A 17,842-nucleotide genomic window follows, 5' to 3' on the forward strand; every position below is an offset into this window, starting at 1 on the left:
TGGTGCGATTCAACCATTTGTAATAGGCCGCCCGTGAGATGCCAGCGACCCGACAGAGGAGGACGATCGAAATGGCCTCCTCTTCGTATAGTTCTTTGATGGCGGTGTATCTTTGCTGTAGCCGTACCTGGCTGATCACGACCTCCTCTCGATCTCCTCTAACTTTTTTAGGTACAGGTTGTCTGCACGAAGAAGTTCGTTCTCAAGCTCCATTTGCCGGATACGGCGTTTCAGCTTCTCTTCTTCACTTAGTTCGTCCTCTGGCTTCGTACGCCCACGGCGGTCTAGGAGCGCTTCTGCCCCGTTCGTGTCATACTTCTTGACCCAGCCATAGACCTGGGCATAGGACACCTGAAATTTTTCCACGGTCTGTTGGTAGTTGCGTCCATTCTCCAAACAGTATTTCACGATTTCAAAGCGCTCTTCGAATGTAGTTTTTCTTCCTTTTGTCATAGCTCGATCCATCCCTTTCCTCGAATCTGTTAACTCGCTATGACTAGTATACTTCTTAACCCATCTTCGAAGAACAGACCAATCACTGATCTGATGTTTGGAGAGAACTTCCATAGTAGTGATCCCATCGAGATAGTCGCGGACGGCCTCAATCTTCTGTTCCTTGGTGTAAGGTCTCCATGTCTTCGATTCCTTCAACGCATCGATCCCACCGGTATCGAATTTCACTTTCCATACCCGAAGGGTATGCTTAGAGACGTGATGGGCCTCCATGATTTCCTTCCAAGTATATTTTTCTTCATTCATCATGCGCAGCGCGCTCAGTTTTTGTTCGATCGAATGCCGACTTCTCGCCATAAAAAAACACTCCCCAATCAGATAAACAGATTTGTTATTTCATCTGTCTACCTATTGGGGAGCATATCAAAAAGCGGATGGTTTTTTTGTGAGCATTCTCCTTTACAGCACGTCGTGAATATTTTACATTTGACGAGTCAACAATTGACTTATCAAATGAGAGGGGTGAGACACCACAGATGGAATTACGAGATATCAGCCGACTGCTGTACCAAATCAAACTGGCGGACCAACGCGTCGCAACCTCGTTCGAGAAAGAGACGGGCTTCAGCCTGACCCGCTATGAGATGCTCATGATTGTGCATGACAAGGGCGTCTGTTCGCAAAGCGAAATTCAGCAGGCGATGAAAATCGACAATGCGGCCATCACCCGCCATTTGAAGATCCTTGAAGAAAAAGGCTACGTCCGACGAGAACGGAACACCGCGAACCATCGTGAAGTGTTCGTCCATTTGACCGACGAAGCCAAGCATGACTTGACGAGTTGTGAACAAGACCACGACCGCGGCAAACACTTAATCACGAAAGTGCTGTCCGAGTCAGAGATCAATCAGCTGTCGAGTCTGCTGCAAAAGCTTAACCAACTATAACAAGAGAGAAAGAGGTAATATCCATGGCAACTACATTCGAAAACAACACATTCACTGACGTGATGCTCGGTCGTAAATCGATCCGCGTCTACGACGAGAACGTTAAAATCTCACAACTTGAAATGCTTCAAATGATCGAGGAAGCGACAACGGCTCCTTCTTCAGTCAACATGCAACCGTGGCGTTTCGTAGTCGTCGAGAGCCCAGAGGCGAAAGAGACGCTCAAGCCGCTTATCCGCTTCAACGTCCGTCAAAACGACACGTCGGCTGCGATGGTCCTCATCTTCGGCGACATGGAATGCTACGAGCTCGGTGAAGAGATTTATGATCAAGCTGTCGCAGAAGGCAAAATGCCACAAGAAGTACGCGACCAACAGCTCGGCGCCATTCTTCCGTACTACAAGAACTTGTCGACACAAGAGATGAACGATATCGTCAAAATCGACTCGAGTCTCGCTGCTATGCAATTCATGCTCGTCGCTCGTGCTCACGGTTACGACACGAACCCAATCGGCGGTTTCGAGAAAGACCAACTCGCGGAAGCGTTCGGTTTAGATAAAGACCGTTACGTGCCGGTGATGATCCTCTCGGTCGGTAAAGCTGCAGAAGAAGGCTACCAATCGGTACGTCTCGATGCTGAAAAAATCACATCATTCAAATAATCGGAGGACACCCACATGATCTTAATCAATGCTATTTTCGACGTGAAAGAAACGGAATTTGACAACTTCTTGGCAGACATCAACAAGCTCATCGACTCGTCGAAACAAGAAGCCGGTTGCTTGAGCTATGAGCTGTTCCAATCGACGACTTCAGAGAACCGCTTCGTCATGATCGAGAACTGGGCCGACCAAGCGGCTGTCGAGCAACACAACCAAAACCCGGACCTCATCGCGTTCGCCCAAAACGTAGGCAATTACGTGACGGCGAAGCCGGTGCTCCATGTGACGGAAGTCGCGACGGCCAACTAACATGTCCGGACTCACCCTCGTCCTCGGAACGCTCGTCGCACTCGAGTTCTTCTACATCCTGTATTTAGAGACGTTCGCCACTCGTTCAAAAACGACGGCCCGTGTCTTCAACATGACGGAACAAGAGCTCGCGCGTGATTCCGTGTCGGTGCTGTTCAAGAATCAAGGTGTCTATAACGGATTGATCGGCGTCGGCTTGCTGTACGGTCTGTTCGTCAGCCAGTCAATCGAGATTGTCACGATGCTCCTCATCTATATCGTGCTTGTCGCGTTGTATGGCAGTATGACGAGCAATAAAAAAATCATCCTCACGCAAGGCGGATTGGCGATTTTGACGCTATTGTCCATGTTGTGGTGAGCTGAAAGCGGTCGACTTCGTGTCGGCCGTTTTTTTGTACGCGGCGTGCGCTATACTGAAAAGTGAGGTGATATTCGATGACATACACATGTCCTTGTTGCGCGGCTATCAAACACTTAACGAAGACCCACCCGGCACGTATGACATTTGCGACATCTGTTTTTGGGAAGACGACGGCGTCCAGTTCAGCGATCCAGATTATGAGGGTGGTGCCAATAGGGTGTCGCTCAGGCAAGCGCAACAGAACTACATTCATTTTGGCGCATGCGATCGAGGTTCGCTCAAATTTGTCCGGACTCCGAACGAGCACGAGATCAAAGACCCGAAGTGGCGACCGTTAACAAAAAAATAGGCATACAAAAACCGCTTCTACGCATTGGTAGAAGCAGCTGTTTTGTTTATACACCGAGAATCGCGAACGAGACTCCGACGACACCGATGAGCGCCATCGCGTAAACCGGTACGCGTGGCATTTCACCGTTATTATCGAGCGCCTTCCCGAACATGTAGAACACGATTGGGTGGACGAGGAACGGCATCGAGAAGATGAGCGGGATGAGAAGCGACGCTTCTGTCCCGAACATGCCGCCTTGGACGGCTGCGAAGAGACCAAAGTGCGAGATGGCTGACGATTGAGCCATCGTCGTGTAGTCGAACGCGATCGTGCTGAAGCTGAGGATGACGAGTCCACCGAAGACCGCCATCATCTGCCAACCGAACGAGAACTGCATGAGCGCCTTCACTTCTTTGAAGTCTTCTCCGTTGGCACCGCGCAAGTTTCTAAGCGAGAGCGCAGTCAACGTGAGACCGACCAAGACGATGATCGCCGTCGGCCAAATCCAGAGCGCCCCGTTATCGGCACTGACTGCCAAAATCGAGAACACGAAGATGTGACCGAAAAACGGGATGTTGATCATGATCGGGGCACGTTTGGCTGCCACTTGACCGAAGTCACCGGCCGTACATGCGCCTGTGAGACCACTGTGCGAGAGCGAGCCGGCCATACCTGGTGCGAGGTTGCGGATGTGTCCTGTGCGGGCGAACCACATGAGGAGCGCAATCCCACCGAACATCCAGAACAACTGACCGAAGAAACCGTACACGAGAATCGAGTTCATGCCTTCGATGGCGAACGCATCACCGATTCGTGAACCACCGACCATGAAGTTGGCTGCCAAGACGACCGGGATCCCGGCGAACAGAAGCGCACGGACGGTCGGTCCATACGTCCAGTTGTGGAAGATGGCACCGAGTGCTGACGAAAGCAACATGGCAAAGAAGATTTGCGGAAGCGCGATAATCGGTTGAACCGCTACGGCGATGCCGTACGACACGAACAAGATGACGAGCATCAAGACTGTCTCGATAACGCCTTTACGCATGTATACCTTCTTATCGTCGATGTGAGCCTTGTGGTCGATCAAGAGGAACGATGCCGCGAGACCGATCAACGCGAGGATTGGGTAGTAGAGCATGATGCCCTCTGCCGCGCCCGGTTGAATCATCATGCGGAAGAACCCTTCGAGACCGACGAGCAAGAAGAATGAACGGAGGATAAAGATGAACTGTGTCCGTCCTGTCCCGAGGAACATCTCTTCTTTCGATGGCACGACGATGTCTTTCATATCGAGCTCTTGCTTGCTTAAAATCTTGCGGAGCTCTTGTCCACCGACGAAGAACGATACGACGAGCGCGATGATCGTCGTCCGTGACATAAAGTCGACGAGCGGGAATTCAGGGAGACCCGGTGTCGCGATGCCCATCTCGACCATGGCGAAGCCAAGTCCGAGACCGAAGATGACGATGACGAGGATTGGCGAGAACCGTGACCCGGCCACGACCATCCGCGATAAAATGACCATCGGGATGACGAAGGCCATGAGCAACCAGAATTGGTTGAGTAATTGTACTTGCGATAATTGCTGAACGATTTCCATGGATAAACCCCTTATACATTTTTTTCACACTGTTTCGAAGTTTACAGGATTGAACATTCTGTGACAAGGGGGTGTGACGGATTGTAAACATTGAAAGCGGAACCAACTGAAATGGTTCCGCTTTCGGTTACTTATTCGGTTGGCGAAGACCCCAGATGCCCTTATTTCCCGTGGAATAGAACAAGTCCTCTTTCCCCGCGAAGCTGGCCGAATCGCTCGAATGGGCCCGAATCTGTTTATTGACGTGAGCTTTCCAATCTTTATACCGATCGAGCTCAAGTTGGTAGTATGACCGCTCGATGTATTCGTTAATTTCTTTCAATGACGCCGTCCCGCCATGATGCTGGAGGGCAAATTGGATTTTGCGAAGTAGTGCGCGTTTCAAATTATCCCTCACCTTTCACTAAATACTTCTAAGTACTCTTCAAACTTTTGTTCCACTGCTTTAATGATTCTATCATGAGCAACTTGACCTTCAATACGGTACTCTTCCCTCACATAAAACATATCATCAATTAATTCAAAGGGTGGAGAAATATTGCTTACTCTAGTAGAAGTCGTTGATAGAAATTTTAATGGCATTGTTCTTAAATGCCGTTCCATTTTTGCTTGTGAGAAGTTCGTTGTAAAGTCCGCATTCATATTTTTTAGGGTATAAGAACGGAGTTGCTCGTTCACTAAATCATAATAAGGTTTTGCGAGTTCAGTTATCGAAATTGGCGCATACCAATCTTGAGAACCTCGCCCTAACATTATTTTCAGTACGTTCATTTTGTAAGGTCCCTGTCTATCGAACTCATCTATATACTGAATTAACCGCTTAAGCTGATCTTCCATAATTACGCCACCCTCATTCTGAAGCCTTACGACTGAAGTAGTGATGTAGCCGCACTTCAACGATTTGACTGACCCACTCGTAAACCAAAGGATGAACAAACGCTTCATTCTGCTCGATATGTAATGCTTCCTCTGACACATAGAACGGTCCTTTAGCTATTTTATCAAACGGCATCCGTAAGAGTAACCTTTCAATCTTTCGTTGATGGAACGGTGATTGGAAGTCTTTCGTCTGTCCGTCAATTTGTTGACGATATGGGAATGCATTGATGAACTCATAGAATGGACGAGCCGCCTCGCTCGCTGAGAGTGGTTGAAGCCATCCCGCGACCCCACGACTTAACATGATGGATAACACAATCATCTTATAGCTCTTCGTCATGTCTGTGTATTCTACTTCAAGCAACAGCGACTTCACCTCTTCAAACAGGTGACTTTCTTCGTCATCCAGCTCCCCCACCCGATTGAGGAACCCGCAAAACCCTCCGTCCTTCTTCCATTCAGAACGATAGGCATCTATCGAGTATTCACCTCGCTGGATTAACTCTAGGTAACTCGGACGTCTTCCGAGTTCTTCTTTCACCATGAAGTAGTTACGCTCCAACTGTTGTCGCCGTGTCGAAGAACGGGTGACCATTCGCTTCAATAAATCGATGGCGTGCAAATCGAATTCGATGGTACATTCGCCTGGCAAATCCACATCTGTTGGAAGTGCTTTGACAATCGGCTGTCGTTTCGTCGTCAACAGCGCCAACTTCTTATCGATGTTCTTATAGTTCCCAATCAAATCGATGATGGTGCAGTGCGTCTTCCCGCTCAATAGACGTAATCCACGGCCGATCTGTTGCGTGAAGACCGTCAACGATTCAGTCGGGCGGCAGAACAATAGCGTATCGATTTCCGGAATATCGACACCTTCATTAAATAGGTTTACCGCGAATATGATATCGAGATGTCCTTGCTTCAATTGACGCATCACATCAGCACGATCATATTCGGTCTGGCTATGTAACGCGATAGCCTGCACACCTTGCAGGCGGAAATAGTCGGCCAAGTACTCAGCCTGTGTAACTGATGAACAGAACCCGAGCGCTCGCGTCTGGTGATGCATCCGCCAGGCATCAAAGATTTTTTGAGCGACACTTTCCTTCAACTGCTCCGCCAACAGTTCGTCCTGATCATAGCGACGACCGTTGATCAGTCGAATCTGCGAATAGTCAATCTCATCATAAATCCCAACGTAATGGAATGGTGTCAAATACGACTCTTCAATCGCTTCGGTGAAGTGCATCTGATACGCAACGTTGTCATCACATAAAGCATAGACGTCTCCCCCGTCCAACCGATCCGGCGTCGCCGTCAATCCGAGCAAGAATTTCGGCTCGAAGTAATCAAGGACACGCCGATAGGATGGCGCAGCCGAATGGTGGAATTCGTCTACGACAATCAAATCGAACTGGTCTGGCGTGAACTGTTGCATCCGATGTTTCGATGCCAACGTTTGAATCGATGCGAAGAGCACGTCGGCTGACTGCTCATCTCTCGAATCACCACCCAGTAACAACCCTGTCTTCCATTCACTAGATACTTTCTTGTATGAAGCTTCCGCTTGGAGCAAGATTTCTTTCTGATGCGCGATAAAGAGCACCCGCTTGAACTGACGGGCGAAGAAGGCGCTCAAGTACGTCTTCCCGAGTCCTGTAGCGAGAACGAGCATCGCTTTGCGTCTGCCTTCGTCCATCGTCTCGCGTAACGCCTTCAATGCAGCGTCTTGTACGGTGTTCGGCGTGATTGTGTCGTCCTCGATATAGACCGGAGTTGATTCTGCAACTTGCTCGGCTTCCTTCATTCGATCTTGTCGGGCCGTATACTCTTCCCGATAAGGCTGTAATGAGATGGTGTTCATGATTTGGGCGTAATCACTATAGAACAGCTCATGAAACGCGTCGACGGACTGTTCGAACACGTCTTCCGAGATGCTCGCCGGTATCTCGACGTTCCACTCGACACCTCGATTTAAGGCACTATGCGACAGATTGGACGAGCCGACAAAGAACGTCCCTCCATCTTGGGTACGGAATAAATACGCCTTCGGGTGGAATGACTGGCCTTTCGATCGATAGAGCCGTAGCTCCACTCCTTGAATGTTCATTAACATTTCAAGCGCTTCTGGATTCGTCAAATAGAGGTAGTCTCCAATCAGAATACGGACTTGGGCACCTCGATTGACTGCTTGTTGAAGTGAAGCGGCAAGTTCTTGAACACCCGATACTTGCGCAAACGCGACGACCATATAAATTTCAGTCGCCGCGTTGATTTGGTGTTGTAATGGAATTCGTAAATGACTCGTGTGCAGACGTAACTCACTCATAATCAAGAACCTCTTCCAAGTAGAGACCTTTCTCAAATCCGCCCCGCTTCTCTCGTTTCTCCTCACGAATGCGATTCAACTCTTCGAAGCTCGCACCATGCATCTTACCGAGCGTATAGACAAGTTCCAAAATGTCAGCAAGTTCTTCGAGTGATTCTTCGTCGATGTTCGTCTCTTCATACTCTTTGATTTCTTCGTAAAGTTTATGAGTTGCATACTTCATATGCTCTTCATTAGATAGTATTTTATGTATTGCCATTTTCCCAGACTGCTCAACGATTTCAGGAATCTTATCCCTTACCAACTTGTTGTACATCATAGCCAGTCCCCCATTTATATGTATTTATCCTTTATTTTACATAACAAAAAGAAAAAAAGCATTATCATCCTTTTTCCATATAAATTATTTTACTCGGTCATAAAGAGATTATTCAGAATCAATGCTTATGATTCTATAGTTTGTTACAATGTTTGTAAAATATCATTTCAATGCAGGAAGGGAATTAACAATGGACACCCAAAAAATCTGGTCTTTTTTAGTTACAAATCTAGTCCCTGAAGAAGATACGAAATTTACTTATGAAGAATTTAATAAGTGGATGGCCGATTCTCCTACAGAAGCCATGGTTTACTTAGACGGCATTTTCCAGTCCCTCACTCTGAAACGCATGTATGCACTCGCAAAAGACACTAAACGTCCGGCATTATCCGAACGATATTTTGAGCGCCACGTCATAAAACTTGGTTGGCACAAACTAAAAGTGGAGCTGAATGCATCTATGAAAGAGTTAAGATGGGCTCACCGTTACATAGAACTAAGCAATTTATACACAAAACGCAATCTTTTAAAAATTGAGACACTAGAGGCTTTTGAAAAATTGATTCATTTAACTGAAGTATATTTAAATGAAACGAATACATCTACACAATCGCAGGACCTTAAGCAAGAAGAAACTCCGATAAATTACGTAGAAGAGAACACAGAAGTACTCACAGTACTTCCAGATTCACTGACTGAAGAAATCCAAGAACCATCTTTTGAGATTGTTAATGCAGAAAATGTTGTCGAGTTAGAAAAGCCACTTGATAACGAGGCGTACTCGAGTGAAACAGAAATGCTGACCGAAAGTAGTATTGATTCTTTAAATATTAATCGTGAAAACACAAATAGCAAGTTACTCGATAAACTGCGAATGCTCCAATCTTCTTCGAAAGAATCAGTCGTCAACGCTGATAGTTTTGGAGAGTTTCGAGAGTACATGCACATCGATCGACCAATTCAACATTCTCTAATTGAAACATTAGAAAAAGTTAGCAACGAATCTGTACCACAACTAATTTTTCTGAGCGGAAGTGTCGGAGACGGGAAGAGTCATTTGCTCGCCTTTCTCAAAGAAAAACACCCTCACTTAGTCAAAGATTTTAGAATTCACAACGATTCCACTGAGTCGTTTGATCCCTCAAAAAACTCAATCGAAACATTAGATAGTGTTCTTGCTTCTTTTTACAATCAGGAGTCAGAAACTAAACATTTATTGATTGCTATTAACCTTGGGGTGCTCCACAATTTTTATAGTTTTGCCGCTTCCGAAAATCGATATGATTCATTCAGAACTTTTATTGATGATTCTGACATTTTCGGAAATGGGGAACGTATCGTTTTTTCGAGTAAGTCACTTCACTTATTGAATATAGCCGGATACCAGACGTATAGCTTGGGGACAGATGGTGCACAGTCCGTGTTCTTCTCAAATATTTTAGAAAAAGTGGTTTCTCCGTCGAGTGACAACCCTTTTTATTCTGCTTATCGTGATGATATCAAACAAGGTACTCGATCAATCATTCATGATAACTATGATTTCCTATCCAATCCAGCGGTCAGGAAATCGGTAGAAAACATTGTCATCCAAACAATGGTAAAAGAAAAACTAATTATATCGACCCGAGCATTCTACAACTTCATTTTTGATATCCTCGTCCCGTCAACATTGACTTTTGAATCAGATAATCCGAATGCAGCACTGCCGAATCTTATTTTTGGACATCCGGACCGATCAAATATATTGAACGCCTTACACCGAATTGATCCTGTTTCGTTCCGAATCAACTTTTTCGATCAATTGATTACGAAATACATATTAGCGCAACAGCCTCAAGATATTGCAAAGGATGCTTTAGGGGATATGGCGGATGTCTATCAATTTATCCATCATTCACCTGAAAACGTAGAATCAATGAACGCGCTTGGTTCACTTCTCATTCGAAGCTATTCGCTCTTGAATCCACAAGAAATCGATAAACCTTATATAGATTTTTTAAACTATCTAAATGCATACTACGTAGGAGATGGAGAGAATATCGAGGATCTGTTCGAACTGATTCGAGAAGTTATGTATTTATGGCGTGGTTCGCCTCGAGAAAATTATTTATATATTGATGGAACGAATAATGAATATAGAGTGGCCTATCCGTTTCAAGCTGAGGAAATTGTAGACGAACGTCTATTTGCAAGTTCTGAAAATAAAGAGTCTGATTTTTATCGTTTCAGTCCATTCATACGAATCGGTTTTGAAGTAAGCAGTAAAGAGATTTTGTTTGACTTGGACTATAAACTTTACATTCTGTTAGTGAAAATTAAAGATGGATATCGACCAAATCGAAACGACTTGCGAGATGCAGTCCAATTTGTCGATTTTTATGAAGAACTAATTCGTTACACGGATAAATCAAAATCAATTTTATTAGTATCAACTCATGACGGATCTATGGTCGAACTGACAAAACCAAAATTCAGTAAATCAAAGTTCGAAGTAAGAAAGGTGAAACAGTGACATGACGAACGCAAAACATTTAAATGACTATTCACTCGACTGGTCAAGACTTGAATCATTCTTCGTTCAGAATAAAGGTTATCGATACGCTCGACGTAAAGATACGTATGTTTTACCCTTACCTACTCGTGAACCTGAACGATCAAAATTCGAAAATGGTTTTTGGCCAATAACAGGAGGTCTTGCAAGACTTCTTTCTAATGATTCGATTATTCCTGAAAAAGACAAGTTGGACATGAGCCATATCCTGTCCATCGGTAAATTTGACTCGACTGAAACTTATGAATGGTTTCAGCATTTCTTGCAGAGTCAACAACGAAAAGTAGAAGAGACAGACGTTTCGAGACTTTCGCAATTGCCACTTTTAATGTTAAGCGAACATAAAGAAAGAACTGGACAAGTTGATTTCATCAACTATGTGTATGGTGCCCTCATTGAAGGGAATGAAGACGAACTTTCACCACTTTTTACTGACGATGACAGCGATGACTTGTTAACTCAAATCTTCCGCAGCACTCAATTTGCCAAAGAGGGTTCATATATGAGCCCATACCCTTGCCTGTTTCCAAACATAAAGGAGCAGTTCAAACAAGATTTGATTCATCTATCTCAGAATCCAAAATTCTTTTTAGACAACTTAAATCATTTGTTGGTTCATTACACATTTATTATGATTTCTCAAACGGTTCTTCAAACAAATCGTTTTACCAAGTTTAATCATGAACAAATGATTCCCATCTTCTTTTTGATGGAATGGGAAAAAGGGGCACGTTGGAGAACCAGCTATACGAACGGATATAAGTTGTTAAAAGAACAATCGAAAGACTTCTATAAACATGAACATGCATTAAATATCGTCTGTCAGGCACCTGCTCTTCAACCAAAGAAAAATCTGTATTACCATCATATCGATGAAATATTGGCGTCAAGCGGCGAAGATGTTTTGAACACGTACATCCAATCACTTTATGATTGGATGAACAATTTTTATTCGAAATACAAGGCAATCGAAACACCTAACTACGCTTCAGACAGAACATTGGATGAGGCTTTCCGAGATTTAGCTGAAGCCATTTCTACCGGATTAAATAAAGAATTGAAGTCTCGATATCCAGCAGCGCTTGAAGCATTTGTTTTAAAATTCTATAAAAAGCACGGTGGCTCATTAGGTTCATTGCTTGCTGTCAATCAAGAACAACTTTTGGCGTTAATCGCTTGTTCAATCAAACAAGAAAAAATCGAGCTGAACAAACTTTGGCATGAACTCGAAGCGAGAGGCTTATTCTTCGATCACCATTCAAAAGAAGAGATTGTAGGATTACTAGATAAATTAAACTACCTTGAAAAGAAAAGCGATAGTGGGGATGCACAGTATGTCAAATCAATTTTATAAGTTCATCACGCAACAATTGCTTGATTTCTTCGAAAGCGAAATTAAGCAGAGAAGAACGGACCGTTATTATGTCTATCTTCCTTCCAAACAGGATGTCAAAGAAATGTACGATGCCATATCAGAATTGAATGAAGCAAATAGATTCACGTACAAGCACCCATTTGGTAATGAGGACTACATTACTACTTCATTAAATTTCTCATCCGGGAAATTAGTAGTGGCGAGCTCTTTCGATACAGATATTGATTTCCTCGTTACTTTGAGAAATGAAATGAGCGAACAGATTGGTCAGTGGGCGAACACTTCTCTCTTAGTTTTGACTGACAACTTGAATGACTCCATTCGTGGAGGTAGTCTTGACTTAACTTCTGAGGGTCGCCCATTGCATATCAGCAAAATCATTCAACACTTAGACAGTCAATTGGCAAGCAGTCGATTAGCAAAATCTGAACAGATGATTATTTCAGATTATCTAAAACGTCGCAATCATCAAACGCAAATCACAAATGGGTCATTCTTAGATTTTATTGATATATTAGGACTGCTTCACAAAGATACGTTGGATATAGAAGATTACACTTCATTACAATATTTTCAGGACGGAGACCTCTCTTCTCTTATTCGAGAGAGAGATGAGCAAAAATACTTGTCTTCTTCTTGGAAAAAGATGAGTAAACAAATCGAGACTCGTTTATCTGAGAACCATGAACTGTTTGAAGATGTAGAAAGATACTTTACGCTAGGCAACTCGCGTGAAAAATTAGAAGAACGATTTGATAATGGCGCGTCAAAATTAAAAGAGGACACTTGGCAACAAGCTGACTATGACATTTTGAGAGGATGGGAAGAAAAAGCCAAGTCGAATCGTGATATCCAATTTATCTCTGAAAAAATGATGGCTAAAGTAAACGGTTCAAAGATTCCCGCCTCACATTTTTGGCGCAGACCTCAATCTGAATCGAAGTCTGGTCAACGCACTTGGCATCTTCTCATCTTCACATCTGAAGATACAAAAGACGTCCAAATCCATCTTCCTTTCGATCGTCATACATCGAAACAATTTTTAGACAATAAAAGTGCAAAAAACACAACTAGCTCAGGTCACTCCCTTGTGACAACGGTCGAGGTCGATTCTAATCAAGTCGCCTTTTCAAGGGTCCGGTATAAACATGAAGGACAGTCATCTACTACATACTTGTACAATATCGCTGTAGTACCACTGAGCCCTGAATTTTTACTGCCTTATCAGACGAGATATTTGATTGATACAACACCGAAGAGCCAGCAAGCTATCCGCTTGATTCTAGATGGTCATAATACAATCAAGCTCGGCGACGGTAATGGTGACATTAGTGAAGTTGTAATTGACTCCCCTGAAGCACTAACGGTTTACCCACATGACGTCATTAATCTCCCGCTCAATGTATTGGACGAAGGTGAGTCGCGTCTTCAATTCTCTATCCTATTGAATGATGTCGAAATCCCTCTTGCAATCAAGGACGACATGTTAAAAACTACGCCGTTAGATGGACTAAGCATTTGGACGAGAAAGCGCAAAGACGAAATGTCGTTCAAAATTGATTTAGACTTTAAAACAGTCCATAACGGCCAACGTACTTACTCGACGAGATCCGTTGAAAGAGACTTTTTCAAAATGGAGCAAGATTGGTTAGACAACAATGTCCGTTACGGAAAACAAATTTCTGATGAGTCTTTTGAAAGCATTCAGTTAGACATTCCTACTACTGTTGAAAACAGTTACGATGCTTTTCTAAATATAATTAAAAGAAAAGGTACGATTCCTTCGTTATTGTTTTACGACGACGAAGTTCAGGCAGCCGCCTATACATTTGTGAATGATTATTTGATTGAAATTGAGAACATTCCTTCTCAGTCATTGATGACTGTTCAACAACGAAACTTATATCGTCTAGGCCAGCTAGAAACGATTGATGGGATGCTGCTGACGCCATTTTCACCTTTAAACATCGCATATCAGTGGCAAGTAAATGAATCGTTAGGATCTGAAGATATTGATCCAAATATCTTGAAAAAGCTGAAAGCTAGTTATACAGTTCCATATGCTTACAATATGTACGAGATGCTTCTTAAGCCGACAGACCAATCTCCATTACCAGAGTGGCACGAATATACGTTACGAGAGCGAGTAAGTATAGGCGAAACCAACTCATACTTAGCAAAAGTCGTAGAAGAGAAAATGAATCATTTCACTGAACACTATGATTATTTATTCTCGATTCAGAAATCTGCGCCACTCTGTGTGAATGTTATAAACGTAACAAACGATGATGAAATTTTAAAAGGCATTATTACATGGTTCAAAAAACAGATTTCTTTGAATGGCAGTCTAGAGTCGATAAAACCCTTGGAAGTATCGTTATATACTCCGGATGCCTCCAGCTTGAGTGCCTTTGACAAATTAAACGATATCGAGTCAGCAGAACAACTTAAAGATGAACTGGGGATTGATTTATCCATTCATGAATTCGAAACGAATGAAGTACTGCACCTTCTCCAGCAATCTATCTTTTATCGAAAACTAAATCTTGACGCTCCTGTCTATTACGCTCATATTTCGTTTTATAAGATGGGGAACGAATCAAGGATTGTACGTCAACCAATGCGTGAACTGGCCAGTAGTATGAACTTAGACGGACTGTTCACTACTGTATCTTCTGTTCAAAGCGATGACACTGGATACCGTGTCGGATTTGGTACGGCGGGGGCTGATACTAATCGTAGTCTTATGACGCGATTTGGACATCACTTTAATGAACTGACCGCGAATATGGGAGATGGTGGTCATAGCTCATATATGAAAGATGTCTCGTTAACGATGCATATAGATGTTGCTGATAAAGATGAACTCGAAAAAATTTATGGTTCTTCGCACTGGGTGACGTTCATCGATCCGCCAGTAGGATTAGATTTCTTTAAATCTTCTTCTGACAATCTGATTATTGTACATTACAGCGATCAGTATTCATCTACGAACGGATATGACGCCATCACAGTCACCGATAAATCAGATCAATATTTTAACGTTATCCAAGAGTTCATCAGTTCTCAAGGCGTCACCTCTTCTCAAAATCAAATTGAAGAGACAATTCGAGCCTTCAATACGTTCAATGGCGAATGGTTACTTCGCGCCGTTCAAGGGAGAGGCCACGACAAACGGGAAAAGATGAGCATCGTTTCGGCCATTAAAGAGACGCTCTTGCTGTTCAACGAAGACAATACAGTTTGGGTCCCAATCTCTATGGAGGAAGTTGTTCGAGTAACAGGTAACGTGAAGTTAAGCAAGCGTGCTGGCTTGTTCTCCGGTAAGACAATCGGACGCCGAGGGAACTGTAGTGATGATTTACTGATGATTGGTCTAGAAATCAACGAATCAGATTTAAAAGTCCATCTGTTCCCGGTAGAAGTAAAAATCGGATTAAATGACAATTCTGTCGTGACAAAAGGAATTTCTCAAATTTCCGAATTGAAAACTCGTCTGAATGACCATCTACTTGACTTAACTACTTTTGATGCAAAATTCTTAAGAAATTACTTCGTTAGACTCTTTATTAACAACGCTCAAAAAATGCATGAGAATGAGATTTGGACAAGTAAGGACTATCGCTTAGATGCTGATTTGATTGATCGATTAATGAACGACGACTTTGAAATCGTTGATGAGAAACGAGCCAAATTCGGAAACGGCGTCCTCGTCTCTTTCAAGAAGCACTCAGAGTCAGTACGAAGTTCGAGGAATCAAGGAGTAGTCATTCTCGAATTACCTGAACAATATGGCTACGAGGTGCTGACAGAACCATTAGATTCACTCAGTACTAAACAAAAAGACAAATCCAATACTACTTTTTTCGAAAATAAAGCGATGTCTTCGAAGACTCCGGTTACACATATTGAAAAAACGAATAATAAAGAAGGTGGTACAAAAAACAATGGTAGCAACGTTTCTATAAGCGGACAGGAAAAAATTCTGGTCCCTGAACCTACTGCTTCAGCAACTCTTCCCATTAAATCTGCAGTAAATAGCTTAAGCGATGTTAGATTGCTACTAGGAAGCGAATTTAATAAAGAATATTACTGGGAGTATGGTCATCCCCGTCTATCAAACAGACATCTACTGATCGGCGGACGATCAGGGCAAGGGAAAACCTACTTCGTCCAGTCGCTCCTTTTGCAATTGGTTGAACAGAATCAATCTGCTTTAGTCATTGACTACTCAAACAGTTATACATTGGGTCAACTCGATGAAACGTTTGTGAATCGTATGGGTTCTAAACTTACAGAACGTATCGTTTACCATGAATCGTTCCCATTGAATCCGTTCAAGAGACGAGAAAAAGAAATCAGCGGGCACAAAGAACCGGAGAAGATTACTTCTGTCGCTACAAGAGTGGCGGCCGTGTTCGCATCTGTATACAGAGGATTGGGAGACCAACAAAAAAATGCCATCTATATGGCAACAAAAAACGGGATTGAAAAGTATGGCGATGACATGCGGATGGAATTACTCATCGAAGAACTAGAAAACCTTGAGAGTTCTTCAAAATCTACTGTCCAATCTGTCATCAGCCGCCTTACACAAATGGTTGATATGGACCCATTCGATTATGAATCAGATAACGATTGGAGTAAGATTTTTGACAGCAATAACGGAGTGACGGTCATTCAACTCGAAGGATATGACCAAGACGAAATCAAAAAGCTATTAGCTGAATTTATTCTTTGGGATCTATGGTATTACTCTTTATCTGGTTCAGAAGGCCGACCAATGCCGGTCATCCTAGATGAAGCACAGAACTTATCTTTCCGAAAAGGATCTCCTTCTGAGAAAATCCTAAGAGAAGGTCGAAAGTTCGGGTGGTCTGCTTGGTTTGCTACACAATCGTTCAGCAACTTCGATAAAGAAGAACTTGCGATTTTGGATAATGCCGCCACGAAGATTTACTTTGCACCAGCTGATAGTGAATTAAAAGTGATTGCTAACCGTATCGGCGCAGTCTCACTTGAAGACTTAAGAAGCCTAAAGAAAGCACATTGTTTAGCCGTTGGTCAATATAAAATCAATGCTGAAGAACTGGGTAACCAAGAGCACCATCACCTTAAGGTTCCACCAATGAATTAAAAAAATCACGCATCCTTTCTCGGATGTGTGATTTTTCATTAATCTAAGACTTCCTCCATAAACAATCCTTTTCCAAACCCACCTTTCCGCTCCCGCTTCTCAGCACGAATCGCATTCATCTCTTCGAACGAGGCCCCATGCATCTTCCCTAGTTCATAAGCGAGTTCAAGGATATCGGCCAACTCTTCAAGGCATTCCTCATCGATGTTTGCTTCTTCGTATTCCTTCAATTCTTCATATAGCTTCAATCGTGCTTGTTCGAAATGTTCGGCCTGATTCAAGTGCTTGACGATGACCTGTTTGCCCTCTGCTTGAATCAGTTCAGGCACACGGTCTCGAACCAACTTGTTATGCTTCACCATAGCTGCCCCCTACTCTACAATCTCAAACGCCTTCACATACACGACATGGTCGAGAAAGATGATCCATTCATCCTCGAACTGGACGAATCCGTCCGTCTGTATTTTGCAATACAAATGTGCACAATAATGCAACGAAAAGTACAGAACTTTGCCAGCTGGGTTTTAGTGTTTCGACAACGCATGCGTGACACGATAACTGTCACCTGTAAAGTTTAGTATGTGAG

General features: G+C 43.4%; 13 protein-coding genes and 2 pseudogenes. 8 read left to right on the forward strand and 7 right to left on the reverse strand.

From position 1 onward, the window contains the following. Positions 1–810 (reverse strand): annotated as a pseudogene (locus tag KNP85_RS15470) (transposase); the annotation flags it as partial. 179 nt (positions 811–989) lie between these two features. On the opposite strand from KNP85_RS15470, the gene KNP85_RS15475 reads away from it, so the two are divergent. The 5 genes and pseudogenes from KNP85_RS15475 to KNP85_RS15495 all read left to right on the forward strand — a co-directional run bounded on the left by KNP85_RS15475 (position 990) and on the right by KNP85_RS15495 (position 3,081). Beyond that, positions 990–1,400 (forward strand): MarR family winged helix-turn-helix transcriptional regulator, encoded by a 411-nt coding sequence (locus tag KNP85_RS15475; protein WP_034776750.1) that lies wholly within the window; start codon positions 990–992, stop codon positions 1,398–1,400. A 23-nt stretch (positions 1,401–1,423) separates the two neighbouring features. Next, positions 1,424–2,062: a nitroreductase family protein gene (locus tag KNP85_RS15480; RefSeq protein WP_058763170.1), complete on the forward strand. Its 639-nt coding sequence runs from the start codon at positions 1,424–1,426 to the stop codon at positions 2,060–2,062. Positions 2,063–2,077: 15 nt separating this feature from the next. Beyond that, positions 2,078–2,371 (forward strand): putative quinol monooxygenase, encoded by a 294-nt coding sequence (locus tag KNP85_RS15485; protein ID WP_021066808.1) that lies wholly within the window; start codon positions 2,078–2,080, stop codon positions 2,369–2,371. A gap of 1 nt (position 2,372) precedes the next feature. Beyond that, the gene (locus tag KNP85_RS15490) at positions 2,373–2,729 is read left to right on the forward strand and encodes a DUF1304 domain-containing protein (protein WP_131471053.1); all 357 of its coding nucleotides are present in this window, start codon (positions 2,373–2,375) and stop codon (positions 2,727–2,729) included. Between the two features lie 77 nt (positions 2,730–2,806). Next, positions 2,807–3,081, forward strand: a pseudogene (locus KNP85_RS15495) (CPCC family cysteine-rich protein). 46 nt (positions 3,082–3,127) lie between these two features. Here the strand turns inward: KNP85_RS15495 and KNP85_RS15500 are convergent. The 5 genes from KNP85_RS15500 to KNP85_RS15520 form a co-directional block, all read right to left on the reverse strand. Then, positions 3,128–4,666 (reverse strand): hypothetical protein, encoded by a 1,539-nt coding sequence (locus KNP85_RS15500; RefSeq protein ID WP_214803915.1) that lies wholly within the window; start codon positions 4,664–4,666, stop codon positions 3,128–3,130. Between the two features lie 127 nt (positions 4,667–4,793). Then, positions 4,794–5,051: a hypothetical protein gene (locus KNP85_RS15505; protein ID WP_131471051.1), complete on the reverse strand. Its 258-nt coding sequence runs from the start codon at positions 5,049–5,051 to the stop codon at positions 4,794–4,796. Positions 5,052–5,059: 8 nt separating this feature from the next. Beyond that, a complete protein-coding gene (locus KNP85_RS15510; protein WP_214803917.1) occupies positions 5,060–5,503 on the reverse strand; it encodes a hypothetical protein in 444 nt (147 codons plus the stop codon). 13 nt (positions 5,504–5,516) lie between these two features. After that, positions 5,517–7,874 carry a DEAD/DEAH box helicase family protein gene (locus tag KNP85_RS15515; RefSeq protein ID WP_214803919.1) on the reverse strand — a complete coding sequence of 786 codons (2,358 nt, stop codon included), beginning with the start codon at positions 7,872–7,874 and terminating at the stop codon, positions 5,517–5,519. Beyond that, positions 7,867–8,097, reverse strand: coding sequence for a nucleoside triphosphate pyrophosphohydrolase (locus KNP85_RS15520; RefSeq protein ID WP_353048949.1), 231 nt, complete (start codon positions 8,095–8,097; stop codon positions 7,867–7,869). The genes KNP85_RS15515 and KNP85_RS15520 overlap by 8 nt, the downstream gene beginning before the upstream one ends. Positions 8,098–8,383: 286 nt before the next feature. Between KNP85_RS15520 and dptF the strand changes: the two genes are divergently transcribed. The 3 genes from dptF to dptH are packed head-to-tail and all read left to right on the forward strand — an operon-like array spanning position 8,384 to position 17,256. After that, on the forward strand, positions 8,384–10,705 hold the full coding sequence (gene dptF / locus KNP85_RS15525) for a DNA phosphorothioation-dependent restriction protein DptF (RefSeq protein WP_214803923.1): 2,322 nt from the start codon (positions 8,384–8,386) through the stop codon (positions 10,703–10,705). Between the two features lies 1 nt (position 10,706). After that, entirely contained in the window at positions 10,707–12,098 is a 1,392-nt protein-coding gene (dptG, locus tag KNP85_RS15530) for a DNA phosphorothioation-dependent restriction protein DptG (RefSeq protein WP_214803925.1), read from the forward strand. After that, positions 12,079–17,256 carry a DNA phosphorothioation-dependent restriction protein DptH gene (gene dptH, locus KNP85_RS15535; protein WP_214803927.1) on the forward strand — a complete coding sequence of 1,726 codons (5,178 nt, stop codon included), beginning with the start codon at positions 12,079–12,081 and terminating at the stop codon, positions 17,254–17,256. Before dptG ends, dptH begins: the two co-directional genes overlap by 20 nt. Positions 17,257–17,294: 38 nt before the next feature. Here the strand turns inward: dptH and KNP85_RS15540 are convergent, their stop codons facing one another. After that, on the reverse strand, positions 17,295–17,618 hold the full coding sequence (locus tag KNP85_RS15540; RefSeq protein WP_214803929.1) for a nucleoside triphosphate pyrophosphohydrolase: 324 nt from the start codon (positions 17,616–17,618) through the stop codon (positions 17,295–17,297). Between the last annotated feature and the right edge of the window lie 224 nt (positions 17,619–17,842).

The organism is Exiguobacterium sp. s194 (assembly GCF_018618275.1).
Taxonomy (GTDB): Bacteria; Bacillota; Bacilli; order Exiguobacteriales; family Exiguobacteriaceae; genus Exiguobacterium; species Exiguobacterium chiriqhucha.

Excerpts from the sequence above, each read along its gene's own strand:
- KNP85_RS15475 (WP_034776750.1), top strand. The coding sequence starts at position 990 with ATGGAATTACGAGATATCAGCCGACTGCTGTACCAAATCAAACTGGCG.
- KNP85_RS15480 (WP_058763170.1), top strand. The coding sequence starts at position 1,424 with ATGGCAACTACATTCGAAAACAACACATTCACTGACGTGATGCTCGGT.
- KNP85_RS15485 (WP_021066808.1), top strand. The coding sequence starts at position 2,078 with ATGATCTTAATCAATGCTATTTTCGACGTGAAAGAAACGGAATTTGAC.
- KNP85_RS15490 (WP_131471053.1), top strand. The coding sequence starts at position 2,373 with ATGTCCGGACTCACCCTCGTCCTCGGAACGCTCGTCGCACTCGAGTTC.
- KNP85_RS15500 (WP_214803915.1), bottom strand. The coding sequence starts at position 4,666 with ATGGAAATCGTTCAGCAATTATCGCAAGTACAATTACTCAACCAATTC.
- KNP85_RS15510 (WP_214803917.1), bottom strand. The coding sequence starts at position 5,503 with ATGGAAGATCAGCTTAAGCGGTTAATTCAGTATATAGATGAGTTCGAT.
- KNP85_RS15515 (WP_214803919.1), bottom strand. The coding sequence starts at position 7,874 with ATGAGTGAGTTACGTCTGCACACGAGTCATTTACGAATTCCATTACAA.
- KNP85_RS15520 (WP_353048949.1), bottom strand. The coding sequence starts at position 8,097 with ATGAAGTATGCAACTCATAAACTTTACGAAGAAATCAAAGAGTATGAA.
- dptF (WP_214803923.1), top strand. The coding sequence starts at position 8,384 with ATGGACACCCAAAAAATCTGGTCTTTTTTAGTTACAAATCTAGTCCCT.
- dptG (WP_214803925.1), top strand. The coding sequence starts at position 10,707 with ATGACGAACGCAAAACATTTAAATGACTATTCACTCGACTGGTCAAGA.
- dptH (WP_214803927.1), top strand. The coding sequence starts at position 12,079 with ATGTCAAATCAATTTTATAAGTTCATCACGCAACAATTGCTTGATTTC.
- KNP85_RS15540 (WP_214803929.1), bottom strand. The coding sequence starts at position 17,618 with ATGGTGAAGCATAACAAGTTGGTTCGAGACCGTGTGCCTGAACTGATT.